Below are 23,900 nucleotides of genomic sequence, written 5' to 3'. Positions count from 1 at the left end.
ACGCAACCTCAAATACAAAATATGTCTAAGTTATATCAACAATGTTATATCGCAGATTTGCCTGAGGAAAACTTAAATTTGTCATCGGCAACCTGAAAATATTTCATGATGCGACTTTATCCATTTTTATTTTGTGGGTTTAATTTGCTTGCCAGTATTATTTATTCAAAACACTATTGCTGCTTAATTATTATTAATGTGGCTCTTTAATATATCGCTTTATGCAATAACCTTGAGTCATTCTTAATGGATAATGCCTTTGATGCAGTGGATTGTATGGCTGCCGATGTTTTATTTTTATTGTTCCGGCGATTTATTATAGCGACCATTATCGGGTGACAAACAACAGGCACTATGAAAAAACAACATAATCTGACCGTGATGCACTGGGGGACCTGGCAGGTCCAGGCCCGTGACGGCAACATTGAGGCGGTGACGCCGGTGCCGTGGGATAAAAATCCCTCACCTATTGGGCAGTCGCTCCCGGATGCGGTCACCAGCAAGACGCGCATTCGCCGTCCGGCGGTGCGCGCCGGCTATCTGCAAAATGGCCCGGCTTCCCGCGAGGGGCGCGGTAAAGAGCCGTTTGTGGAGGTGAGCTGGGAGGTGGCGCTCGATCTGCTGGCGCGTGAACTGAATTCGGTCAAAGCGCGCTGCGGCAATGAAGCGATTTTCGGCGGTTCCTACGGCTGGGCCAGCGCCGGGCGTTTCCATCACGCGCAAAGCCAATTGCATCGCTTCCTTAAGTGCTTTGGCGGCTATACCGCCAGCACCAATACCTACAGCAGCGCGGCGGGCGAGCGCATCCTGCCGCATATACTCGGTCCGCTGAGCCCGCTGCACCGCCAGCATACCCACTTTTCCGAGCTGGCGCGCGAGTGTCAGCTGTTCGTCGCATTCGGCGGCCTGCCGCTGCGTAATGCGCAGGTCAACGGCGGCGGCGCCAACGATCATATGCTGAAATACTGGCTGGAAAAGATGCAGGAGCAGGGGACGCGCTTTATCAATATCAGCCCGGTGCGCAATGACCTGAGCGCCGTGGAGAGCGCAGAGTGGCTTGCGGTTCGTCCGGGGACCGACACCGCGCTGCTGCTGGCGCTCTGCTACGTGCTGATTACTGAATCCCTCTACGACAGCGCTTTTGTCGCCAGCCATACCGTGGGCTTCGCGCCTTATCGCGCCTACCTGATGGGGGAGCGCGATGGCGTCGCAAAAACGCCGGAATGGGCGGCGGCGATAACCGGTATTGAGGCGCAGCGAATTGCCGCGCTGGCGCGCGAGATGGCGAGCCTGAGCACGATGGTCAATATCTCGTGGTCGATTCAGCGGGCGCGCCAGGGCGAGCAGGCCTACTGGGCGACGGTGGCGCTCACCGCGCTGCTGGGGCAAATCGGTACGCCGGGTGGCGGATTAGGATTTGGCTACGCCTGTACTAATCTGGCTGGGGCGGCGCGGAAGGCCTTTTCCGGGCCGCGTCTTCCGGCCGGGGATAACGCCGTGAACAGTGTGATTCCGGTGGCGCGTCTTTCCGATATGCTGCTGCATCCGGGCGAAGCGTACGAGTTTGACGGCCAGCATCTGCGCTACCCCGATATTCGTCTCGTCTACTGGGCGGGCGGCAATGCGTTTCATCATCATCAGGATCTTAACCGCCTGTGCGAAGCCTGGCGGCGGCCGGAAACGGTAGTGGTACATGAGCAGTTCTGGACCGCGCAGGCCAAATTTTCCGATATCGTTTTGCCGGCCACCACTTCGCTGGAGCGGGAAGATATCGGCAGCGGCGGTCACGATGGCTTTATGATCGCCATGAGCGCGCAGATCCCGCCGGTGGGCGAAGCGCGCGATGATTACGCCATCTTCTGCGATCTCGCCGAACGGCTGGGGTTCGCTGAGCGTTTTAGCGAGGGGCGCGACGCCGGGCAGTGGCTGCGGCAAATCTACGAAGCGTCGCGGCCGCGCGCGCAGGAAGAAGGGATCGCGTTGCCGTCGTTTGAGGCGTTCTGGCAGCAGGGAGTGCTGGAGTATAGCGCGCCGGAGAAACCGCAGGTCTTTCTGGCGGATTTTCGCGCCGACCCGCAGCGCTATCCGCTCGCCACGCCGTCCGGCAAGATTGAGCTTTTTTCAGCAACCATCGCCGGATTTGGCTATCGCGAGTGCCCAGGCCACCCGTGGTGGGATGAGCAGGAGGCGCAGCGGCAGCGGCAGGAAGCGGCGCGCTGGCCGCTGCACCTGCTCTCCAGCCAGCCGCGCACCCGTCTGCATAGCCAGTACGATCACGGCAGCGTGAGCCGGGCGACGAAAATTGAGGGACGCGAACCGCTGTGGATGCACCCGCAGGATGCGCAGGCGCGGGATATCCGCGAAGGCAGCGTGGTCAAGGTTTATAACGCCCGCGGCGCGATTCTCGCCGGCGTGCACCTGAGCGAGCAGATTTTGCCGGGGGTGGTGCAGATGTCGACCGGCGCCTGGTACGATCCGTTGGATCCGAATGAAAAGGGATCGCTGGATAAGCACGGTAATCCCAACGTGCTCACCGAGGATCGCGGCAGTTCGCGCCTGGGGCAGGGCTGTAGCGCCCAGAGCTGCTGGGTGGAAATTGAGCCATGGCGCGAGGCGCTGCCGCCGGTGACCGCTTTCGATCCGCCGAGGTTTATTGGCGCTTAGGCGCAGGGAATCGCCGGGCGATAGCTGGCCGCCTTGCCCGGCCTACAGGATCATCGCCGTCTGCGGGTCGGCTAGCCCGGACAGGCGCGCCACGCGCGGCCTCCGGGAAAACGCCATGAGAGTGGTGATAAGCCTGTTCACCCGTTGAGTCGCGGCATTACGCCAGCCGCGGGTAGGCGCTGGCGATATCGTCCCCGGTAAACTGGGCAATCCAGCCTTCCGGGTTGTCGAAGATGCGGATGGCGGTGAAGTTGGGCTCAGAACCCATATCAAACCAGTGCGGCGTATGCGCGGGAACCGAAATCAGGTCGTTCTTCTCACACAGGACCTGGAACACCTCATCGCCAATATGCAGGCAAAACAGACCGGCTCCCTCGACGAAGAAGCGCACTTCGTCTTCCCCGTGGGTATGCTCGTTGAGAAACTTTTCCCGCAGCGCCTCTTTTTGCGGATTATCCGCGCGCAGGCTGATCACGTCCCAGCTCTGATAGCCTTTCTCTGCCACCAGCTTATCAATCGCATGCTGATAGGCGGCAATAACCGTTTCTGCGGTTGGCGCCGCGCCTAAATCACGGTCGGCCTGCCAGCGCTCAAAACGGACGCCTTTGGCGTTGAGCTGCTGCTGGATCTCTTCGGCGTTAGTGCTGTGCCAGAGCGAGTTTTGCGGGTCTTTCACGGAAAAAATGGTTAATGCGCTCATGCTGGGATCTGCTCCGGATGAATATCGTCAAAACGCTGAACCTGCGGATGGTGGCTGGCCGGGTCGCGGTCGCCGCGCACCAGCTGTAGGGTGCGGAAACCGGCCTCTTCCGCGGCATCCAGCTCCTGATGAATATCGGACAGGAACAGGATGGCGGCAGGAGGCTGTCCCAGCTGCTCAGCAATGTTGCGGTAGGACTGCGCTTCACGCTTGGCGCCTACCAGGGTATCGAAATAGCCGTTGAACAGATGAGTAATATCACCTTCATCGCTGTAGCCAAATAACAATTTCTGCGCAGCAACGGAGCCTGAGGAATATACATATAAATCAATACCCTGTGACTTCCATTTTTCCAGCGCCGGCAGAACATCCGGATACAGGTGGCCGGTAAAGTCGCCATGAACGTAGCCATCGCGCCAGATAATGCCCTGCAGCGCCTTGAGGGCGGTCGATTTGCGGTCTTCATCCATAAAGGCGAAGAGGGTAGCAATAAGTTCTTCGGCGCCAGCCGCCGGCTGGGCGATCTCTTCGCGCAGGTTATCGAGAATGGTCTTCACCGGCTCGACAAACTGCTGAGCGGTAACGAAACCGGCCAGGCGTTCGCGGGCGTACGGGAACAGAACGTTGTGGACGAAGCGAATGTCGCTGGTGGTGCCTTCAATATCGGTCACGATAGCGCGGATCATGAGTTCTCCAGAGTGAACGGTAGGTCGTGCTGACGGTGGCGTTGTGTTGATAGCGGTTTTTCAATCATAAGCGAAATAACGTTATCATTTAGACGTCTAAGCGTCTTGATTGCCAAATATTAACATCGTGTTATAGTGGCTTCAACAACAGCATCACAAACGGTACAAAAAGAATGAGCAATAAGCCACTGATTCCTGAGAGTAAACTCCCCTCACTGGGCACGACCATTTTTAGCCAAATGAGCGCCCTGGCCCAGCAGCATCAGGCGATTAACCTGTCGCAGGGGTTTCCGGATTTCGACGGCCCACGCTATCTGCAGGAGCGACTGGCATATCATGTGGCGCAGGGGGCCAATCAGTATGCGCCGATGACCGGCGTGGCCGCGCTGCGCGAAGCCATCGTCGATAAAACCGAAGAGCTGTACGGCTACCGTCCCGATGCCAACAGCGACGTGACCGTGACCGCCGGAGCGACGGAAGCGCTGTATGCGGCGATTACCGCCCTGGTGCGCGCCGGCGACGAGGTTATCTGCTTTGACCCAAGCTACGATAGCTATGCCCCGGCGATTGAGCTGTCGGGCGGCGTGCTGAAGCGTATTGCCCTCCAGCCGCCACATTTTCGCGTTGACTGGCAGCAGTTCGCCGCGAGCCTCAGCGACAAAACCCGACTGGTTATCCTCAATACGCCGCACAACCCGTCAGCAACGGTGTGGCTGCGTGAAGATTTTGCCGCGCTATGGCAGGCGATTGCCGATCGTGAAATCTACGTGCTTAGCGATGAAGTTTATGAACATATCTGCTTTGCCGCCGAAGGCCATGCCAGCGTGCTGGCGCATCCGCAGCTGCGCGAACGGGCGGTAGCGGTTTCTTCATTTGGCAAAACCTTTCATATGACCGGCTGGAAGGTTGGCTACTGCGTGGCGCCTGCCGCCATTAGCGGCGAGCTGCGGAAAGTGCATCAGTATCTGACTTTTGCCGTCAATACGCCCGCGCAGCTGGCGATTGCCGATATGCTGCGTCGCGAACCGGAGCATTACCGGCAGCTTCCGGCGTTTTACCGCGAGCGGCGGGATCTGTTTATTGATGCGCTGCGTTCCAGCCGCCTGGAAATTTTGCCCTGCGAAGGGACCTACTTCCTGCTGGCGGACTATAGCGCCGTCTCGGATCTGGATGATGTCAGCTTCTGCCGCTGGATAACCACTGAAATCGGCGTCGCGGCGATCCCGCTGTCGGTGTTCTGCGCCGATCCGTTCCCGCATAAGCTGATACGCCTGTGCTTTGCCAAACAGCCAGCAACGCTGCTGGCTGCGGCGGAACGTTTGTGTCGTCTGTAGTTATTTAACGGTCCACGCCTGAGAAAATTGACGGTCGCCGAACATCTCCACCAGACCGTTGATTTGCTTCAGGCGCAATACTTCGTCTGAATCCATACCTAACTCTTTGCCGATTTTCGCGTCGGACCAGCCGAGATGCGTCAGTTCCTGGACAATTTCCGACATCGCATGAATCTGATGCCGCCCCCGCGCCCGGTTGTGGCGAATGGTCGCGGCCATCAGAGAATCACGCTTAGCGCCGTTATTGTCCAGGCAGGCGATGGGCAGATAGCCTTTCAGCCGTTTTTTCAGCGCCGCTTTGCCGCTGGCCAGCTCATGGCGATGAAAACCATCGATAATGGCGTAGCGCTCATGCTCCTGTTTCAACACCACCACGGGTTGCGTGAAGCCGTCCGTTTCCAGCGAGGTGAACAACAGGCGCTTTTCTGGCGGCGCAAGGTTATTTGGGTTGTAATCATTAGGCAAAACGTTTTCCTGTTTGACCCACAGTACGCAATCAACCGGTTGTGATTTGAAGGGGCTATATTTATGCAGAGTCTGGCGGAAGGCGTTAAGCGCAGTAATCTTTTCCTCTTCATCTTCCAGCGATTGCAGATAGCGTTCAATAGCCTGGATTAATTGTCGTTGCATAGTATTCCCCATTGCTGGCGCTTCTTATTCATACGTTCGCGATAGCGTTTATATTGATGAGATTTGGTCGGACTAAAAGAGAGCTGGCGGCACCAGTAATCATTGTTCAGGAGAACTTTGCAGATGCGCCGCCATGAGGGGATATCTTTGGAGCCAATATCCGCCGGTTGGGTATCCGGAATATCCGCCATTCCCCGCCTCTGGTACCAGTGCAGATAAACAGCGATTTTATTGCGATAGTGTTCCGCCGTTTTCTCCGGCATGCTATCGAGCAAGAACAGGGCATAGCTTTTCCACGTGTGGTGCTCCGGCTTATCCAGCTTCCGATGACCGTAGAACTGATTATCGTGACCGGCATAGACCCCGCCGCAGTGGACGCCGCTGACGCGCTGGCACATGGCAGCCCAGCGTTCAGGCTCCAGCACATGGTAGAGCCACAGCCCCTGGCGCTGTTCCGGGCCAAAGGGTTCGCAAATACGCATATAGCGCAGCGGAACGCCCGCCTGATACATCAAGTTATAGAGCGGGTTATAGGACAGGCCGCTTTTACCAAACCAGGTCCAGATATCGGCGGTTTTCCAGTCGTAGATAGGATAGATGTACCACGCGTGACCGCCCGGCGCTGAGGTGGTCCAGGGTTTATCGTCGGCAAAGCGAAGCTTACGCTGCGAGGAGATGGCGATAAACCGATTAAGCGATTCATCGGCGCGGATGCCGACCATAACCGCCGCGGGACGGTTTTGCGAAAACCAATCGGCAAATTCGCGGACGAACGTTTCAAAGCTCATACCCGATTGATAAAACGGGAAATAGCCGGGATCGGTAATCGCATCTTTCGGCGGTTGGCGCACCCAGTTCGCACCGGGTTCCCAGCACTGCCATTCGGGGTTATATTGGGTCAGCGAGTTTTGCGTGGTGAGGGGCAACGCCACCCAGAAAAATTGCTCAATAACGTCGCGATACTCTTCGCGCATCCTTTCGCAATGCGCAATGGTGTAGGAAAACTGCGCTTCCCAATCAACAAACAGGACGCAAATCTTTTTGCCTGTATGGCGGGCATGCTGCGCCGTGAGATGCAGCATGGTTGTTGAATCTTTACCGCCAGAAAAAGAGACGCAAATACGGGAGAAGTTTTCCATTACCCACTCTATTCTTTGCTGGCTAGCCTGCAGAACGGACTCTGGTAATGGAAGTTTTATAAAAGACACAGCCATTATTCCTTTAATGCGAAAGATACTTTTTACTTATATCATACTCTTTTTGTAATCAAGAGGTTGGTTATTATTCATCAATTTAATGAAATTATTTTAATTATTCGATGGCGTTATTTCTTTCGAAGTCATCGATAAATTTTGCAAACTTTGGATCGTCTATATTTACCCGGTTGTAAATCATGTAAATGTTGATGGCGGGGATCTTAAACGGCGCCTCTATAATTTTAAACTTATTTTGAAAGCTAATGTATTCTAAAATACAGGTCGGCACAAAACCGATTAAATCAGTTTGTTGAATAACATTAAGTATGGCAGTGTATGAATCGCTACTGAAAGCGATTTTTCTATCAGCAAGAATGCCGGCAGCCTGGTTCTGAAAGGATTTAGTTCCCTGATCGTTAGACAGGTAATAAGTAAATCGTTCCTGCAGTATGGCCTTCGTCGTGGTCAGTGATGCCAGCCTGGGATGGTTTTCATTACACACCAGCGAAATGTCCATTTCCTGGATGCGTTTACAGACGGTGGCTCGCGATGACAGCGGCAGAGTGCTGAATACCAGGTCGGCTTTACGGTAGGATAACAAGCTTTCTACCGACTCTCCTGATGCCAGCAGATCGTGATGCTCAACGTACAGGTTTGAATCATTTAATAACATATGAAGCAAATTGGTTGTTTTAGGGGTAATAAAAAGCTGCGGGGCATAAACCACAAGACGTTTCTTTAATTCAGAACGATTGGTCAGATAAATAGTTTGTTCTAATTGATTTAGATTTTTTTCAAGATGATGATGCAGATTAACGCCTACCGTAGTCGGCGTTATCCCTTTACCTGAACGAACGAATAGCGGGTCATTGAGCTGGTTACGTAGACGCTGGAGAGATTGACTGACGGCAGAGGGGGTAATAAATAGCGTTTCCGCCGCTTTACTGATGCTTAAGTGCTGGTAAATACATTCAAAAATAACGAGTAGGTTCAGATCGAATTTCTTGAGATCGTAAAGATTAGCCATTTTCAACGTCCTGTTAAGCTGGCGGTAAGAAAAATAGATTATTATATGGTCGCATCATATTTGCTGGGTGAATATTTGTTTCTTATTATTTATTACTCGCGTCGTCATTAAGTTTATCTAAATATATACCACCGTCGTACATTCCGCCAGATCCTTTTGTTTACCGCAACGCCTAAGGCTGAAGGGCGTTTATGAAGTCTGACTTTACCTCCTTCATAATCTGTAGTTTTTCTTTATCTGCGGCCTAATCGCGTGTTGAAGCCTATTTTCGTTATCATAGGGTCAATTACCGTTATGACGTTGACGCCGGTATCGTTTATCAACCGATGAGGGTCATTAAGGCGCTTCCTATGTGCCGGCCGGGAGGAAGCTCATCGCGGAAGCCGGGGATTCAGATCCGTATGAACAGGGGGCAATTTAGTGAAGACCTGTAAAATCAATGATAAAAGCCAGGGCTGCGGTAAAACCTATTACAGCCATAGGTAAGACCTGAAGACGCATGGATTGCCCTTTCGTTCAGCGGGTGATGTAATCGCTGAGCTATTACATTAAGGTGTAGAGCGCAACACATTGCCAGCTACTGGCGCTGAACCTACCTGCGGGTGTTTCAGGTAACGGGGCCGCCTGCGAGGGCGGCCTTTTTACTTTTCAGCGCATATCATGCGAAACGCGGCAGAAGTTTGCCATCGCGTTGACAGGTTCACAAAGTTGTCTTGTTCCGGTTGTTAGATAACGCTTATTGATTCGATAATGCAAACGCATTGGTCGAGTCAGGAAAAATTCGTTAACTTAGACCTCAACGAAAACACGGAGGAAGTATAGATGTCCTTAATTAATACCAAAATCAAACCTTTCAAAAACCAGGCGTTCAAAAACGGTGAATTCATCGAAGTAACCGAGAAAGATACCGAAGGCCGCTGGAGCGTCTTCTTCTTCTACCCGGCTGACTTCACTTTCGTTTGCCCGACCGAACTGGGCGACGTCGCAGACCATTACGAAGAACTGCAGAAGCTGGGCGTAGACGTGTACTCCGTCTCTACCGACACCCACTTCACCCACAAAGCGTGGCACAGCAGCTCTGAAACCATCGCCAAAATCAAATACGCGATGATCGGCGACCCGACTGGCGCCCTGACCCGTAACTTCGACAACATGCGTGAAGATGAAGGTCTGGCAGATCGCGCCACCTTCGTTGTTGACCCGCAGGGTGTTATCCAGGCTATCGAAGTTACCGCTGAAGGTATCGGCCGCGACGCGTCTGACCTGCTGCGCAAAATCAAAGCAGCTCAGTACGTAGCTTCTCACCCAGGCGAAGTTTGCCCGGCTAAGTGGAAAGAAGGCGAAGCGACTCTGGCTCCATCCCTGGACCTGGTCGGCAAAATCTAAATTTCCATCGTCTTTCACGCCATAGCTGCGTTGGCGTCGCCTGCTCACCCCGGTCGCTTACTTCAGTAAGCTCCCGGGGATTCTCAGGCTCGCCGCCTTGCTCTGACGCGAAATAGTTTGGAAATTATTTCAGTCATGGGCGCACCGGCGCCCGTTTTATTCCAACACCATGATGCAAGCGTATTCAGGCTGCCTGGACGAGGCCGCTTGCATGATGATGTTTTAAGCCCAGGAGATAAAAATGCTCGACACCAACATGAAAACCCAGCTCAAGGCTTACCTTGAGAAGCTGACTAAACCTGTTGAGCTGATTGCCACGCTGGATGACGGCGCTAAATCGGCAGAAATCAGGGAACTGCTGGCTGAAATTGCTGAACTCTCAGATAAAGTCACCTTCAAAGAAGATAACGGCCTGGCGGTGCGTAAGCCGTCATTCCTGATTACCAACCCCGGCTCCAGCCAGGGACCGCGCTTTGCCGGCTCTCCGCTGGGACATGAATTCACCTCTTTGGTTCTGGCTCTGCTGTGGACCGGCGGTCATCCGTCAAAAGAAGCCCAGACCCTGCTGGAGCAGATCCGCAATATCGACGGCGATTTTGAATTCGAAACCTACTATTCGCTTTCATGCCATAACTGCCCGGATGTGGTTCAGGCGCTGAACCTGATGGCGGTACTGAACCCGCGCATCAAGCACACGGCGATTGACGGCGGAACGTATCAAAATGAAATCACCGAACGCAACGTGATGGGCGTACCGGCGGTATTTATGAACGGTAAGGAATTTGGTCAGGGCCGCATGACGCTGACTGAAATCGTGGCTAAAGTGGATACCGGTGCGGAAAAACGTGCGGCGGAAGAGCTGAATAAACGTGAAGCCTACGATGTTTTAATCGTCGGTTCCGGCCCGTCCGGCGCAGCTGCAGCCGTTTACTCCGCGCGCAAAGGCATTCGTACCGGCCTGATGGGCGAGCGTTTTGGCGGCCAGGTGCTGGATACCGTGGATATCGAAAACTATATCTCAGTACCTAAAACGGAAGGCCAGAAACTGGCTGGCGCATTAAAAGCGCACGTTAGCGAATACGATGTTGATGTTATCGATTCCCAGAGCGCCTCAAAACTGATCCCTGCGGCGGTTGAAGGCGGTCTGCATCAGATTGAAACCGCCTCCGGCGCGGTGCTGAAAGCGCGCAGCGTGATCATTGCCACCGGCGCGAAATGGCGTAACATGAACGTGCCGGGTGAGGATCAGTATCGTACCAAGGGCGTAACCTACTGCCCGCACTGCGACGGCCCGCTGTTTAAAGGCAAGCGCGTGGCGGTGATCGGCGGCGGTAACTCCGGTGTGGAAGCGGCAATCGATCTGGCAGGCGTTGTTGAGCATGTTACTCTGCTGGAGTTCGCGCCGGAAATGAAGGCCGACCAGGTTCTGCAGGATAAAGTGCGTAGCCTGAAAAACGTCGATATCATCCTTAACGCGCAGACCACAGAAGTGGTGGGCGACGGCAGCAAAGTCACCGGCCTGCAGTACCGCGACCGGGTGAGCGGCGATGAACACCACGTGGCGCTGGCGGGGATCTTCGTTCAGATAGGTCTGCTGCCGAATACCAACTGGCTGGAAGGCGCGATTGAGCGCAACCGCATGGGTGAAATCATCATTGATGCGAAATGTGAAACCAACGTGAAGGGCGTTTTCGCCGCCGGCGACTGCACGACCGTTCCGTATAAACAGATCATTATCGCCACCGGCGAAGGTGCGAAGGCGTCGCTGAGCTCGTTCGATTACCTGATTCGCACTAAAACTGCATAATTCATAATAAAGTAAGACTCAACCTGCACAGTAAAGAGGCTACCCTTGGGTAGCCTCTTTTTTTTAGCTCGCTGGAGTTATCTGACCACCATCACCGGAATATGGGCATGACGAATCACGCTTGAGGCGTTGGAGCCCAGCAGGTGCGTGCTGATGGAAGGATTGCGGGAGCCAATCACGACCACATCGGCTTTTATTTCATTGGCCAGTTCATTGACCATATCGCGCACGTTGCCAAAGCGGACGTGCATTTTGATTCGCGACGGGTCAATGCTGAAATGTCCGGCCATCGTTTTCAGGCGCGTTTCTGCTTCGTGCTGCAAGTGCTCTTCAAAGCGGCGCAGGTCGGCGGTAAAACGACTCATCGTGAAGCTTGATGAGCCGGGTAGTACGTGGAGAAGATGGATAACCCCGTCCTGCTGGGCTAAAAACTCGGCATGGCGAACGGCTTTATCGCTTAACTCCATTTCAAAGACATCAACGGGCATAATGATTGTTTTATACATATGCATTCCTCCTTGTTCGTCTGCTTTTATATCAACACATTATAGGAAAGTATTGTGCCATTCAGGTCGCAAAATTGTCAGATCGGCTGGAGTGCGGCGTAAAAGTTTGTCAAATGAGAAGTGAAGAGTGAAAAGCTCAGAAAGAGGATGTAGATACATCCTCTGGATAAAGCGTGAAACGCCTCAGGCAGGAAGGGGGTTAACGGTGGAAATCGCCAGCGGCTTCCGGCTGATAGAGCAGTTCCAGCACTTCAAGGTGCGTTGAGGTGCCGCCCGGTAATTCCCAGTGGATCGCGCTGCCGACTTTTAATCCCAGCAGGGCGGCGCCAACCGGGGCCATAACCGATAGCTGAGTGGCGCTATCCGTTACCTGGGCCGGGAAAACCAGGGTGCGGATGCGCTCTTCGCCGGTTGTTAAATCGCGAAACCTGACCTGGCTATTCATGCTGACAACATCATGCGGCATGGCTTCAGGGGCCAGCATTTGCGCGCGGTCAAGCTCGTCATTTAGCGCGTCCGCGACCGGCGAGTTGGCGAAAGCCGGCTGTTCCAGCAGCCTGTCAATGCGCTCTGCGTCAAGTTCATTAATGATGATTGCGGGTCTGGTCATCTCATACTCCATGTTATCCAGGAACCTGTCCGTAAAAGAAAACCCTCACCGAAAATGGCAAGGGTTAATGTCCTCTCATCATACTGAGACTTGCTGGTGGTTTGAAGTGATTAAACGCACATTCATTAACGAACGATAGCTAAGTCGTATAAAACCTAGCCGGCTTTATCCAGCAGAAATTGCTTACCGCAGTTTCCCGGATGGGGCTGGGGTAAGAGTGAGTTAGCGGATAACGGGGCATTGATGGCCGCGGCTTTGATGGAGATTTGCATCTCTGTCAGATAGGCGGGGTTGCCGTTGCAGGTCAACTTGAACGCCTTAACGTTCTGTTTTCCATAGGCCTGAGCGACCGCGGCGTTGAAGTCATCCCGGCTAACGGTTTGCCCGTAATGTTTGGCCAGGAAAGCGCCAAGAGGCCCTTGCTTAATTTCGCCGTTCAGGCGCACCATGGCGCCGAAATAGTTGTCAGGATCAAACCCAAAGCAAACGCCATGCTTGGCGTATTCATAACGTTCAAGGCATGAGTTGCCGCCCGAACCCGGCATGACGCCGTTAAGTTTATTTGCCATTTCCAGCGATAGACCGGTTTCCGCCGCCCGACATTTTTGCCCGGCTTTCGCTTCAGGCATGTTGGGAACAGGGCGGGTCGCGCAGCCAAAACGCATCCAGCGGCGCTCGTCCACTCCGCGCGCGGCAATGGATTTTGGCAGGCTCGGCCACAGGCCGTGAACGGTGAGGAAATCGGCTTTATTGCTGAGTTCCTGCCGCAGGCGACACTCTTCCGGCTCGCCGCGGTTTCGGTCTTGCATACTTTGGCAGAACCCCGTTTGCCAGGAGAGAGCCAGCACGTAGCGGTCAAAATCACCGTATTGCGTGGCGATCAGCGGATCCGCGCTGACCTGGGCGGCGCTAAGCAAAAGGGCAATGGCGACGAAATCCTTCCTGAACATTTTTATTCCTGATGACGAATGGTCATTGATAACATTGCGTTATTAAAGCATAAAAAAGGCGCCAACAGGCGCCTTTTCACAGGGTTTCACCGTTAGCGGATTGCGCTGCCGGGAACCAGCACTTCGGTGGCGATAATCACCACTAACAAACCCACCAGAACCGGGACAGAGGTCCGTTTTACCACCTCAAACGGCGAAATTTTTGCCATCCCGGCGACGGCGACCACCACGCCGGATACCGGCGAAATGGTTCGGCCAAGATTAGACGCCTGCAGCATCGGAATCGAAAGATAAGCCGGATTGATACCGGAAGAGTGCGCCAGCTTCGGGATCATCTCAACGAAAGCATAGAAGGGGGCGTTACCTGAACCGGTGGTCATGGCCGCCAGCATGGTCAGAATGACCAGCACCAGCATCAGAATAATGCTGGCGGAGCCGAACGACGTGGCAACAGAAATCAGGCCGTTAATAAAGCCAATGGTACTCAGCCCCTGAGCAAAGACGCCGGCGGCAACCAGCAGCATCACCACTCCGGCAAACGCGTCAGCCATGCCGCGATACGCCGCCTCCAGGCCGTTAAACACATTTTTGGTGTTAAAGCCGCGGCAGAATTCCAGAACCGCCGCCAGCAGTATGCAGAGAACAAGAATAGTGATGATATGCAGCTCTGGGCCCCATTTGCCGTCGAAAATCAGTACTCCGATTATCGGGGTAAACGGCAAAATGGCGTAGAAGGCGGGAGCGGTGGTGGTTATCTCGTTTACATCGAGCATTTCATGGGCGACGTTTTCTTTTTTATCCAGGTAGCGCTGCCAGAAAAAGTGAGCGATCGCCATGCAGATAATGGCGACAATCGAGATAGGCAGCGTGGTTTTAAAGGCAAAGTCAATCAGCGGCATTTCGGCGGCCTTAGCGGCCAGCACGACATCGCCGGAGGTCGGGGACAGAATAATCGCCGCCGGAGAGGCGCAAATAGCGGCGGCGGCACCGCGGCTGATGCCAACGTTGACCATGACCGGGAACAGCGTCGCCATCAGCAGCACCCCCAGACCGGTTGCCGAGGAGACGGCCAGCGACATCAGGCAGGCAACGAAATAGGCGGCGATCATCAGTAGATAGGGTGAGTTAATGAAGCGCAGCGGTTTCGACGCCAGCTTCACCACCATGTCATTGGCGCCGATGTGCGTCATATAGGTCGCGAACCCGCAGAGCATCATGATCATCATGCCGAGGTCGCCGCCGCGGCTCATAAGCAGTATCTTGATATATTCAACAATATCGGTGGCGGAGTAACCGGTGCTCTTTGCGTCGCCAGGTAAAATTTTATGCCCCATTAGCGCACTGGCGATGAGTAATACTAAGCCACCGACGAACAGCACGCCGGTGGCGGAATAGCCTTTAATGATGTAGCGGGCGACGCCCACAATGACCACAATCCCAATCAGGATCTCTACTAGCGTAAGCATTCTTTTACCCCTAAACCATTAACCCAAAGAATCTGCTGATAAATAAAGCGAAGGAAAAATTAAGTGAGCGAATGTGCCTAAAAAACGGGCGAAACTCGCTGATGCAAATCAATAAATCGATGAGAATCTCTCTCTGACGGTACAAGGCCCGCATAGTTAAACGTCAGGCGAGGGGGATTTCAGATTTTTTGTACCGGGCAAATCAAGAGTTTGCCTAATTCCGTTAAGGTAGTATTAAGTTTATCTTTGCTATCTTACTCCGCTTTAAAAATGATACTGGTAAGAGAACGTGTTAATGCGACGTCGATTTATAGGATTTTTTCTTGGATGCCTGGGCCTGCTGCTATCATCCACCTCCGCTAACGCATCGTTTAGCTCGACGCTTCGCGACGGCTACAATACGCTAAGCGATAACGTCTCGCAGACGTGGAATGAGCCTGAGCACTACGATCTTTATATCCCCGCGGTGACCTGGCATGCCCGTTTCGCCTACGATAAAGAGAAAACGGACCGCTATAACGAACGCCCGTGGGGCGCCGGCTTCGGGGTTTCGCGCTGGGACGATAAAGGGAACTGGCATGGCATCTATCTGATGGCTTTTAAAGACTCTTATAACAAATGGGAGCCTATCGGCGGCTATGGCTGGGAGAAGACCTGGCGTCCGCTGGCGGACGATAATTTCCACCTTGGTCTGGGCTACACGCTTGGCGTGACGGCGCGTGATAACTGGAAATATATCCCGATTCCGGTCGTGCTGCCCCTGGCTTCCATCGGTTACGGCCCGGCAACGTTCCAGATGACCTATATACCCGGTACCTACAACAACGGTAACGTTTACTTTGCCTGGGCGCGCATTCAGTTTTGATGCGAATTTTGATAGCCATAAAAGAGATAAGCGGACTGTCTTGTGGAAAAACAAAGACTAAAGGGAACGAGGTACAAAAAGATAGAGACTTTTATCACTTTTTAGCAAAGTTGCGCTGGACAAAAGGTACCACAATTGGTGTACTGATACCCGACACAGTATTAGTGTCGATTTTTTCATATAAAGGTAATTTTGATGTCTAAGATTAAAGGTAACGTTAAGTGGTTTAATGAGTCCAAAGGATTCGGTTTCATTACTCCGGAAGATGGCAGCAAAGATGTATTCGTACATTTCTCTGCAATCCAGTCCAACGGTTTCAAAACTCTGGCTGAAGGTCAGCGCGTAGAGTTCGAAATCACTAACGGTGCCAAAGGCCCTTCTGCTGCAAACGTAATGCCTATCTAAGCAACGCGTCAGTAGAATATAAAAACCCGCTCATGGCGGGTTTTTTTTTGCCTGCGGTTAGCGGCTGGCGGCATGAGAGAATAGCCAGAACGCAGCGGCGGTCATGGCAAATGAGCCTAATAAGTTGACGAGTACGTTGAGTAACGCCCAGCTAAAGCGCCCCTGCTGCAGGAGAAACACCACCTCGGCGGAGAAAGTGGAGAAGGTGGTCAGCCCGCCGCAAAAGCCAGTGGTGATAAGCAGCTTCCACATCGGATCGATATCCGTCAGGCGATTAAACCATGCCAGCCCTGCGCCGATAATAAAAGCGCCCAGCAGGTTAGCGGTGAGCGTACCAATGGGGATAGCATGATGCATGGGGTTAAACTTCATACCCAGCCACCAGCGCAAAACGCTGCCGGTGCCGCCGCCAAGAAACACAGCCAAAAGGAGTTGCAACACGGTCATTCCCTGTTTATTGATCGAGACTAAACTTCGAGTGTAGCGCGCGAAAGACCTCACTGGCTACGACTAACCTGATGGGAGAGAAAAGATGTTTGTTGCTGCCGGACAATTTGCCGTAACGCCGGACTGGACGGGAAACGCGCAGACCTGCGTCAGCATGATGCGCCAGGCCGCGGAGCGGGGGGCGTCGCTTCTGGTTCTGCCTGAGGCGTTGCTGGCGCGAGACGATAACGATGCGGATTTATCGGTTAAATCCGCCCAGCAGCTGGATGGCGGCTTCTTACAGCTCTTGCTGGCGGAGAGCGAAAACAGCGCGTTGACGACGGTGCTGACCCTGCATATCCCTTCCGGCGAAGGTCGAGCGACGAATACGCTGGTGGCCCTGCGTCAGGGGAAGATTGTGGCGCAATACCAGAAACTGCATCTCTATGATGCGTTCAATATCCAGGAATCCAGGCTGGTCGATGCCGGGCGGCAAATTCCGCCGCTAATCGAAGTCGATGGGATGCGCGTCGGGTTGATGACCTGCTACGATTTACGTTTCCCTGAGCTGGCCCTGTCGTTAGCGCTCAGCGGCGCGCAGCTCATAGTGTTGCCTGCCGCGTGGGTAAAAGGGCCGCTGAAGGAACATCACTGGGCGACGCTGCTGGCGGCGCGGGCGCTGGATACAACCTGCTATATTGTCGCCGCAGGAGAGTGCGGGACGCGTAATATCGGTCAAAGCCGTATTATCGACCCCTTAGGGACAACGCTTGCCGGGGCGGGAGAGCGGCCGCAGTTGATTTTTGCCGAACTTTCAGCTGATTATATTCAGCAGGTACGCGAGCGCCTGCCGGTGTTGCGCAATCGCCGCTTTGCGCCACCGCAATTATTATGACGTTTTTTTAAACAAGGCTTGATTCACCTTGTTACAGATTGCTATTGTGTCCGCGCGTCAAATAGCCGTTAATTGTATGCGTGTATGATGGCGTATTCGCAGCTTGTATTAGAGAAGAAGGTTAGCTATGGGTGAGATTAGTATTACCAAACTGCTGGTAGTCGCAGCGCTGATTATCCTGGTGTTTGGTACCAAAAAGTTACGCACGCTGGGTGGAGACCTGGGCTCGGCTATCAAAGGCTTTAAAAAAGCCATGAGCGATGATGATGACAGTGCGAAGAAGACCAGTGCTGAAGAAGCGCCGGCACAGAAGCTCTCTCATAAAGAGTAATTCGCGACGAGTTTCCTGATGAAGGAGGCTCGCTTCCGACGGGGAGACCGCGTCGGCAAAGAGGCCACAGCGTTAACGCTGCGGCCTCTTTATGTTATATGCACGAAGTTTCGCCGAAAAAGATGCAACCAACTGTTACCGCGTCGGGTTTTTTACTGAGTAATGGAATGCATCGGCAGGATGGGCCGCAGCGCGAAAAATATTACGCCGCGGCCGGAGGGGTTACTTCACTTCCATGCCTTTGGCCTGCAGGTCGGCATGATAGGATGAACGAACGAACGGGCCGCAGGCAGCATGGGTAAAGCCCATGGCCATCGCTTCGGCTTTCATCTCTTCGAACTCATCCGGGCTCACGTAGCGCTGTACCGGCAGGTGATGGCGGCTCGGCTGCAAATACTGGCCTAACGTCAGCATGGTGACGCCGTGGCGACGCAGATCGCGCATCACTTCAACGATTTCAGCGTTGGTTTCGCCTAAACCAACCATCAGGCCTGATTTAGTCGGGATCTCTGGATGCGCTTCTTTAAAGCGTTCCAGCAGCTTCAGCGACCAGTTGTAGTCGGCGCCCGGGCGTACCTGGCGATACAGGCGCGGCACGTTTTCCAGGTTATGGTTAAACACGTCCGGCGGCGTCGCCTGGAGGATTTCCAGCGCACGATCCATACGGCCGCGGAAGTCCGGTACCAGGGTTTCAATTTTAATCGTCGGGCTTTTTTCACGAATCGCTTTGATGCAGTCGGCAAAGTGCTGAGCGCCGCCATCGCGCAGATCGTCACGATCCACGGAAGTCACCACCACATAGCGCAGCGCCATATCGGCGATGGTTTGCGCCAGCTTCTGCGGCTCGTTGGCGTCCGGCGTCACCGGGCGACCGTGGGCAACATCGCAGAACGGGCAACGGCGGGTACAGATGGCGCCCAGAATCATAAAGGTTGCCGTTCCGTGGTTAAAACATTCCGCGAGGTTGGGGCAAGAGGCTTCTTCGCACACGGAGTGCAGGCCGTTCTTACGCATCGCTGCCTTGATCCCCTGGATACGGGACGAGTCAGCCGGAAGTTTGATTTTCATCCATTCCGGTTTTCTGAGCAGAGCTTCACGCTCAGTTGCCACGTTTTTCACCGGGATAAGGGCCATTTTATCGGCATCGCGGTATTTAACACCGCGTTCCATCACAATGGGTTTACTCATAGCGTGCGTGTTCCAGTTGCGAGTGACGAAGGAAAGCGAATCAATTCAAGTAAATGTTGCATTTATCAACTATTTTTGAATTAAACGCAGGCAGTATATCATTGATACGGGGGATAAAGCAGCCTGCTGGCCGGCAAATTGTAAAATAGTTGTTGTTTTATGCTTTTCCCTCACGTGCTTTATCGACTAAAAAGCCTGGCGAATCGTCTCGACGATCTCTTTCAACAAGGGCTCCTGCGCGCTGAGCTTGTTATAGTGCAGCGCAATATCAATTCTTTCTTCCCGTAGAGGCGGAAAATCGATCATTTTTAAGGGCCAAATCTTCTCGACCAGCGAGAACATTCCGGACGTGATTAGCCCCAGCATATCGCTGTCGTTGACCAGGGCTGCCTGAGTTAACAGATTGTAGCTGCTGAACCCATAGCGACGTTCGCCGAGATGCTCCTGCAGGTGGCGCAGGATGGTCGTATAGCGCTGGCCTTCAGGCTGCAGAAGCGCGAATTCATATTGACTCAGGTTTGCTGAGGTTGCCGGCAGCGCCAGGGCCGGATGCCCTGCCCGGCAGAAGATATGTACGCTATCCTGAAACAGCACATGGTGCGTAATCGCCTGCCCGCTATGGGGGAAGCTGTCAATCAGCAGGTCAACCTGACGCTGGTTTAACTGGCTGGCCGCGTCGGTGATGGCGACATTGTGCAGCAAAATCTGGGGAAAGACGCTCCGCAGCTGTCTGGTGATAACCGGCATGATCAACGCGCCAATGGCCGGCGAGGTAGCCACGGTTATCACCCGCTCGCTACGGGTATTTCCGGTTAAATCCAGGGCGTTGAGAAATGCTTCCATACCCTGGCTAATATGCTTATGAAGATGCGAGGCATAAGCCGTTGGCGTCACGCCCTGGCCCTTACGGATAAAAAGCGGGTCAGGGAAGAGGGCGCGCAGTTTGTTGATGGACTGACTAATCGCAGAGGGCGTGATATTCAGTATTTTGGCCGCGTTGACGATACCTTTATGGACGTAAACCGCTTCAAAAATAGTGAGTAAATTGAGATCAATATTACGCAGAATGCGAAACATCTGTCGATCGTGGCGATCGTCAAGGCGTTCGGTTGGTTCTGGCTGAGAGTTATTTTCGTCCACTCTATATTTCCGCTAGTGATGATTAGCACCATTATAGCGGGCACAATGATTTTATTAGTGATAATTGATTGCAAAAATAAAGACTTAATCCAGCCTGATGGAAAAATGTGACGTCCCGCGCTCACGGGACGTGATGGCTAGCGGGATTGAATAAATTCCGCCGGCGGATCGTTCAGTAAAGCCAGCAAATTGGCGGCGAGGCGTGGCGCGACGGTATCCGTACGAGCATCAGGCCGCCACTGGCGCATCTGCGTCATCTCCATTCCGGCATAACCGCATGGGTTAATCCTGAGGAATGGTGACAGATCCATGTTGATATTCAGCGCCAGACCGTGGAATGAGCAACCTTTGCGGATGCGCAAACCCAGAGAGCAGATCTTCTGTTCGCCCACGTAGACGCCGGGCGCGTCTGCCCGCGGGTGCGATTCAATACCATACTCCGCCAGGGTGTTAACGACAGTTTGCTCTAAAAGAGTCACCAGCTCACGCACGCCCAGCTTGCGGCGTTTAAGATTCAGCAGAACGTACATCACCTGCTGTCCGGGGCCATGATAGGTGACCTGTCCGCCGCGATCGCTCTGAATAACCGGTATCTCGCCGGGGACCAGAACATGTTCAGCCTTTCCGGCCTGACCCTGCGTGAATACCGGATGATGCTCCACCAGCCAGATTTCATCCAGGGTGGCATCATCGCGACTATCGGTAAACTCATGCATTGCCTGCGAGACAGGTTCGTAAGGTTGCAGGCCGAGCTGGCGGATGAGGATTTTATTGTGCTGCAAAACAACGTCTCCGCAGAGAGAGAATGATTTGAGTGGGGGAGTATATCACAGCGAGAAAGACCCGGCGCAGGGCCGGGTCGGGGGAATCGATTTACAGCACCATCCGTACGATTTCAATATTGCCCAGTTCTTCATACAGGGTTTCTACCTGCTCAATGTGGGTTGCATTGATGGTAATAGAGACTGAGTGGTAGTTGCCTTTGCTGCTGGGTTTTACCGTCGGAGAGTAATCACCTGGTGCATGGCGCTGTACCACTTCAACCACCTGGTCAACCAGCTCCGGCAACGCCTGTCCCATTACTTTGTAAGTAAATGGAGTAGGGAATTCAAGCAGTTCGTTAAGTTTGGTTTTCATGTCAGCTCCGGTGTTACAACAAAAAATAATAACTCCCACGACGTGTGGGAGTTATCAGGATATCTAGTATATGGGGATGTAAATCACACTTTCAAGTGGTCGATTTTTAACCAAACCAGTGATGGAACATTAACTTAATGTAATCAATGATTTTGCCGAAGAAATTGCCTTCCGGGATTTCCTGCAGTACGACCAGAGGGCGCTGATCGATCGTTTTGCCATCCAGCTGGAAGTTAATCGTGCCGACCACCTGATTTTTCTGCAGCGGCGCATGCAGCTCGGCGTTATTTAGCACGTAGCTGGCCTTCAGATCTTTCATGCGGCCGCGCGGGATAGTCAGATAAACGTCTTTATCCACGCCGAGAGAGGCGCGATCGCTATCGCCGAACCAGGCGGGTTCAGAGGCGAACTCTTTACCGGCTTTAATCGGGTTAACGGTTTCGAAGAAGCGGAAGCCCCAGGTCAGCAGCTTTTTGCTTTCGGACTCGCGGCCTTTGTAAGTACGGCCGCCCATTACGGCGGAGATCAGGCGCATCTGGCCTTCGGTTGCGGAAGCCACGAGGTTATAGCCCGCTTTGTCGGTATGGCCGGTTTTAATCCCGTCGACGTTCAGGCTGTTGTCCCACAGTAGTCCGTTGCGGTTGAGCTGGCGAATACCGTTGAAGGTAAACTCTTTTTCTTTATAGATGGTGTATTCGTTCGGGACATCGCGCACCAGCGCCTGGCCAATAAGCGCCATGTCGCGCGCGGAGCTGAACTGACCATCGGCATCCAGGCCGTGAACGGTCTGGAAGTGGGTGTTTTTCAGGCCAAGGGCGTTAACGTAGTTGTTCATCAGGCTGACGAAGGCATCCTGGCTACCGGCGACGTAGTCGGCCATCGCCACGCAGGCGTCGTTGCCGGACTGCAGGTTGATACCGCGGATCAGCTGGGAAACCGGCACTTGCATACCCGGTTTAAGGAACATCAACGAGGAGCCTTTAAAGACCGGGTTGCCGGTCGCCCATGCGTCGTTACCCACGGTGACCAGATCGGACTCTTTAAACTTGCCCGCCTTCATGGCCTGACCAATCACATAGCTGGTCATCATCTTGGTCAGACTTGCCGGGTCACGGCGGGAGTCGGCGTTGTTTTCTGCCAGTACTTTGCCTGAGTTGTAATCGATAAGAATCCAGGATTCGGCGTCAATCTGCGGGGCGCCTGGGATCATAGTTTTGATATTCAGGTCATCGGCGCGGGCAGCGGAGGACAGCGCTGCCACGGAGAGCGCCGTAACGAGTAAACGAGCGGTAAAAGAGGTCTTCATGGTCTGAACAACGGCATCCGTGATGGAGTTAAAAAAGTGCCTTACTATAACAAACGCACTACGAACCAGCATCCGACATTGCGCACGACTTTGTTAATGACTTTGTCATGCGCAACGAGCAGGGGACGCGGGTGCGATGCCTTTAGTTGGCGCGAGTAATAAATGACTGCAGCTGAGCTTCGCTTTGCAGACGCTGCTGGATCGTGCTGGCCTGCGCTTTGCTGCTGAATGGGCCGAGCTGAATCCGCCATACCGCGCCGTTTTGCGTGACGCGGCCCGGGACGGAAAATTGCTGGCTCAGACGCTGCTGGTACTGCTGGGCGCGCGATTGATCGCTGACGGCGCCGACCTGCACGACGAAATCTCCGCCGGCGCTGGCTGCTGCGGCAGGCGTCACGGCGGCAGTGGCGGCTACGGCAGGCGCAACGCTGCCTTGTACTGAGCCTGGTGCGGTAACCGGCGCGGTTTGCACGACAGGCTCGCTGCCTTCCAGCACGCCGTTATTCAGCGGCGTCGGCGCGCCGAGGAAACCGCCGCTGCTAACCGGAGCGCCGGTAGTGTCTTCCGGCTTCAGGGTTGAGTTACTGATGGCGTGCACGTCAGTTTGTGCGGGTTGACTCATCCCCGCGCTGTTATCGCCGTCAAGATTCGGGCGGGCAGGCAGGGCATAGGTCTGTTTGGCCACTGTCGTACATGCCATCCCCGGACCGGAAAGCGAGCCGTCCGGCGCGACGACGATCGGATCGATGCGCACTTTGGTGTTATTCGAGGTATTGAGGCGATCGGCTGAGGCGCGCGACAGTGAAATCACGCGATCGTTACCGTAGGGGCCGCGATCGTTGATACGTACTACGATCATGCGGCCGTTCGCCAGGTTGGTGATCCGCGCGTAGCTTGGGATCGGCAGCGTGGGGTGGGCTGCGGTAAGCTGCGTGGGATCAAACGCTTCACCCGATGCGGTCAGATTGCTGTTAGGCTCGGCGTCGTAGATAGCTGCGAAGCCCGCCTGGGTGAAGTTAGAGGGATCCTGAACGATTTTATAGCTTTTGCCATCGCGTTCGTAATCCTGATTCGCCGTTGCGTTAGGCGTTTCATACTGCGGATCGGCGCCGCTAATTTCCACCGTCGGGCCATTGCAAACGGCCGGCTGTGGAGTGCTGACCGTTTTTTGTTGAACGTCTTCACCCGAACATGCCGCCAGCAGCCCTGCTGCTATGCAGATCCCCAGCCATTGCTTACGCATCG

The 23,900-nt window shown here is 54.0% G+C and carries 24 protein-coding genes; 8 read left to right on the top strand and 16 right to left on the bottom strand.

Translation table 11 applies throughout. The features are described from left to right. Nucleotides 1–354: 354 nt before the first annotated feature. Nucleotides 355–2,664: a molybdopterin-dependent oxidoreductase gene (locus tag ACE3MN_RS19195; protein ID WP_102649658.1), complete on the top strand. Its 2,310-nt coding sequence runs from the start codon at nucleotides 355–357 to the stop codon at nucleotides 2,662–2,664. Between the two features lie 157 nt (nucleotides 2,665–2,821). On the opposite strand, the gene ACE3MN_RS19190 is transcribed toward ACE3MN_RS19195, so the two are convergent. Then, nucleotides 2,822–3,364: a 1,2-dihydroxy-3-keto-5-methylthiopentene dioxygenase gene (locus tag ACE3MN_RS19190; RefSeq protein ID WP_004135399.1), complete on the bottom strand. Its 543-nt coding sequence runs from the start codon at nucleotides 3,362–3,364 to the stop codon at nucleotides 2,822–2,824. After that, a complete protein-coding gene (gene mtnC / locus ACE3MN_RS19185; protein ID WP_024358822.1) occupies nucleotides 3,361–4,050 on the bottom strand; it encodes an acireductone synthase in 690 nt (229 codons plus the stop codon). Before mtnC ends, ACE3MN_RS19190 begins: the two co-directional genes overlap by 4 nt. A gap of 188 nt (nucleotides 4,051–4,238) precedes the next feature. Between mtnC and ACE3MN_RS19180 the strand changes: the two genes are divergently transcribed. Next, entirely contained in the window at nucleotides 4,239–5,384 is a 1,146-nt protein-coding gene (locus tag ACE3MN_RS19180; RefSeq protein WP_180971287.1) for a pyridoxal phosphate-dependent aminotransferase, read from the top strand. Here the strand turns inward: ACE3MN_RS19180 and ACE3MN_RS19175 are convergent, their stop codons facing one another. The 3 genes from ACE3MN_RS19175 to citR form a co-directional block, all read right to left on the bottom strand. Next, nucleotides 5,385–6,014, bottom strand: coding sequence for a ParB/RepB/Spo0J family partition protein (locus ACE3MN_RS19175; protein ID WP_049130973.1), 630 nt, complete (start codon nucleotides 6,012–6,014; stop codon nucleotides 5,385–5,387). It abuts the gene before it with no gap. Further along, a complete protein-coding gene (locus ACE3MN_RS19170; protein ID WP_102649677.1) occupies nucleotides 5,999–7,222 on the bottom strand; it encodes a phosphoadenosine phosphosulfate reductase in 1,224 nt (407 codons plus the stop codon). The genes ACE3MN_RS19175 and ACE3MN_RS19170 overlap by 16 nt, the downstream gene beginning before the upstream one ends. A 103-nt stretch (nucleotides 7,223–7,325) precedes the next feature. Beyond that, on the bottom strand, nucleotides 7,326–8,237 hold the full coding sequence (citR, locus tag ACE3MN_RS19165) for a DNA-binding transcriptional repressor CitR (RefSeq protein ID WP_049130972.1): 912 nt from the start codon (nucleotides 8,235–8,237) through the stop codon (nucleotides 7,326–7,328). Nucleotides 8,238–9,059: 822 nt separating this feature from the next. Here citR and ahpC point away from each other — a divergent pair. Together ahpC and ahpF are read left to right on the top strand one after the other, a co-directional pair. Next, entirely contained in the window at nucleotides 9,060–9,623 is a 564-nt protein-coding gene (gene ahpC, locus ACE3MN_RS19160; protein WP_004130404.1) for an alkyl hydroperoxide reductase subunit C, read from the top strand. 241 nt (nucleotides 9,624–9,864) lie between these two features. Continuing rightward, nucleotides 9,865–11,430 carry an alkyl hydroperoxide reductase subunit F gene (ahpF, locus tag ACE3MN_RS19155; RefSeq protein WP_024358819.1) on the top strand — a complete coding sequence of 522 codons (1,566 nt, stop codon included), beginning with the start codon at nucleotides 9,865–9,867 and terminating at the stop codon, nucleotides 11,428–11,430. A 77-nt stretch (nucleotides 11,431–11,507) separates the two neighbouring features. Here ahpF and uspG read toward each other — a convergent pair whose 3' ends face one another. The 4 genes from uspG to dcuC form a co-directional block, all read right to left on the bottom strand. Next, nucleotides 11,508–11,936: a universal stress protein UspG gene (gene uspG / locus ACE3MN_RS19150; protein WP_004100140.1), complete on the bottom strand. Its 429-nt coding sequence runs from the start codon at nucleotides 11,934–11,936 to the stop codon at nucleotides 11,508–11,510. 199 nt (nucleotides 11,937–12,135) lie between these two features. After that, complete coding sequence (gene rnk / locus ACE3MN_RS19145; protein WP_004111326.1) at nucleotides 12,136–12,546, bottom strand: nucleoside diphosphate kinase regulator; 411 nt, start codon at nucleotides 12,544–12,546, stop codon at nucleotides 12,136–12,138. A 155-nt stretch (nucleotides 12,547–12,701) separates the two neighbouring features. Next, entirely contained in the window at nucleotides 12,702–13,496 is a 795-nt protein-coding gene (gene rna, locus ACE3MN_RS19140) for a ribonuclease I (protein ID WP_102649660.1), read from the bottom strand. 92 nt (nucleotides 13,497–13,588) lie between these two features. Beyond that, nucleotides 13,589–14,962 (bottom strand): anaerobic C4-dicarboxylate transporter DcuC, encoded by a 1,374-nt coding sequence (gene dcuC / locus ACE3MN_RS19135; RefSeq protein WP_102649661.1) that lies wholly within the window; start codon nucleotides 14,960–14,962, stop codon nucleotides 13,589–13,591. 289 nt (nucleotides 14,963–15,251) lie between these two features. On the opposite strand from dcuC, the gene pagP reads away from it, so the two are divergent. Then, nucleotides 15,252–15,827 (top strand): lipid IV(A) palmitoyltransferase PagP, encoded by a 576-nt coding sequence (gene pagP, locus ACE3MN_RS19130; RefSeq protein ID WP_162685303.1) that lies wholly within the window; start codon nucleotides 15,252–15,254, stop codon nucleotides 15,825–15,827. A 195-nt stretch (nucleotides 15,828–16,022) separates the two neighbouring features. Then, nucleotides 16,023–16,232, top strand: coding sequence for a transcription antiterminator/RNA stability regulator CspE (gene cspE, locus ACE3MN_RS19125; protein WP_004100146.1), 210 nt, complete (start codon nucleotides 16,023–16,025; stop codon nucleotides 16,230–16,232). A 57-nt stretch (nucleotides 16,233–16,289) separates the two neighbouring features. On the opposite strand, the gene crcB is transcribed toward cspE, so the two are convergent. Next, nucleotides 16,290–16,673: a fluoride efflux transporter CrcB gene (crcB, locus tag ACE3MN_RS19120; RefSeq protein ID WP_024358815.1), complete on the bottom strand. Its 384-nt coding sequence runs from the start codon at nucleotides 16,671–16,673 to the stop codon at nucleotides 16,290–16,292. 91 nt (nucleotides 16,674–16,764) lie between these two features. On the opposite strand from crcB, the gene ACE3MN_RS19115 reads away from it, so the two are divergent. Together ACE3MN_RS19115 and tatE are read left to right on the top strand one after the other, a co-directional pair. Beyond that, the gene (locus ACE3MN_RS19115) at nucleotides 16,765–17,553 is read left to right on the top strand and encodes a deaminated glutathione amidase (RefSeq protein ID WP_082237433.1); all 789 of its coding nucleotides are present in this window, start codon (nucleotides 16,765–16,767) and stop codon (nucleotides 17,551–17,553) included. 127 nt (nucleotides 17,554–17,680) lie between these two features. Beyond that, a complete protein-coding gene (gene tatE / locus ACE3MN_RS19110) occupies nucleotides 17,681–17,884 on the top strand; it encodes a twin-arginine translocase subunit TatE (protein ID WP_004100149.1) in 204 nt (67 codons plus the stop codon). A 222-nt stretch (nucleotides 17,885–18,106) separates the two neighbouring features. Here the strand turns inward: tatE and lipA are convergent, their stop codons facing one another. The 6 genes from lipA to rlpA form a co-directional block, all read right to left on the bottom strand. Then, complete coding sequence (gene lipA / locus ACE3MN_RS19105; protein WP_004130412.1) at nucleotides 18,107–19,072, bottom strand: lipoyl synthase; 966 nt, start codon at nucleotides 19,070–19,072, stop codon at nucleotides 18,107–18,109. A 186-nt stretch (nucleotides 19,073–19,258) separates the two neighbouring features. After that, nucleotides 19,259–20,212: a YbeF family transcriptional regulator gene (locus ACE3MN_RS19100; RefSeq protein ID WP_004134190.1), complete on the bottom strand. Its 954-nt coding sequence runs from the start codon at nucleotides 20,210–20,212 to the stop codon at nucleotides 19,259–19,261. Between the two features lie 137 nt (nucleotides 20,213–20,349). Then, a complete protein-coding gene (lipB, locus tag ACE3MN_RS19095) occupies nucleotides 20,350–20,994 on the bottom strand; it encodes a lipoyl(octanoyl) transferase LipB (protein ID WP_024358813.1) in 645 nt (214 codons plus the stop codon). 91 nt (nucleotides 20,995–21,085) lie between these two features. Beyond that, nucleotides 21,086–21,349, bottom strand: coding sequence for a DUF493 family protein YbeD (ybeD, locus tag ACE3MN_RS19090; RefSeq protein ID WP_004100153.1), 264 nt, complete (start codon nucleotides 21,347–21,349; stop codon nucleotides 21,086–21,088). A 106-nt stretch (nucleotides 21,350–21,455) separates the two neighbouring features. After that, nucleotides 21,456–22,655, bottom strand: coding sequence for a D-alanyl-D-alanine carboxypeptidase DacA (dacA, locus tag ACE3MN_RS19085; RefSeq protein WP_004134186.1), 1,200 nt, complete (start codon nucleotides 22,653–22,655; stop codon nucleotides 21,456–21,458). A 142-nt stretch (nucleotides 22,656–22,797) separates the two neighbouring features. Continuing rightward, the gene (rlpA, locus tag ACE3MN_RS19080) at nucleotides 22,798–23,898 is read right to left on the bottom strand and encodes an endolytic peptidoglycan transglycosylase RlpA (RefSeq protein ID WP_004134184.1); all 1,101 of its coding nucleotides are present in this window, start codon (nucleotides 23,896–23,898) and stop codon (nucleotides 22,798–22,800) included. Nucleotides 23,899–23,900: the final 2 nt, after the last annotated feature.

Origin of the sequence: Klebsiella grimontii, assembly GCF_042137965.1 — a bacterium.
Lineage (GTDB): Bacteria > Pseudomonadota > Gammaproteobacteria > Enterobacterales > Enterobacteriaceae > Klebsiella > Klebsiella grimontii.
The sequence above is the reverse complement of the archived record's forward strand: the minus strand, read 5'-3'. Positions and strand labels throughout refer to the sequence as shown.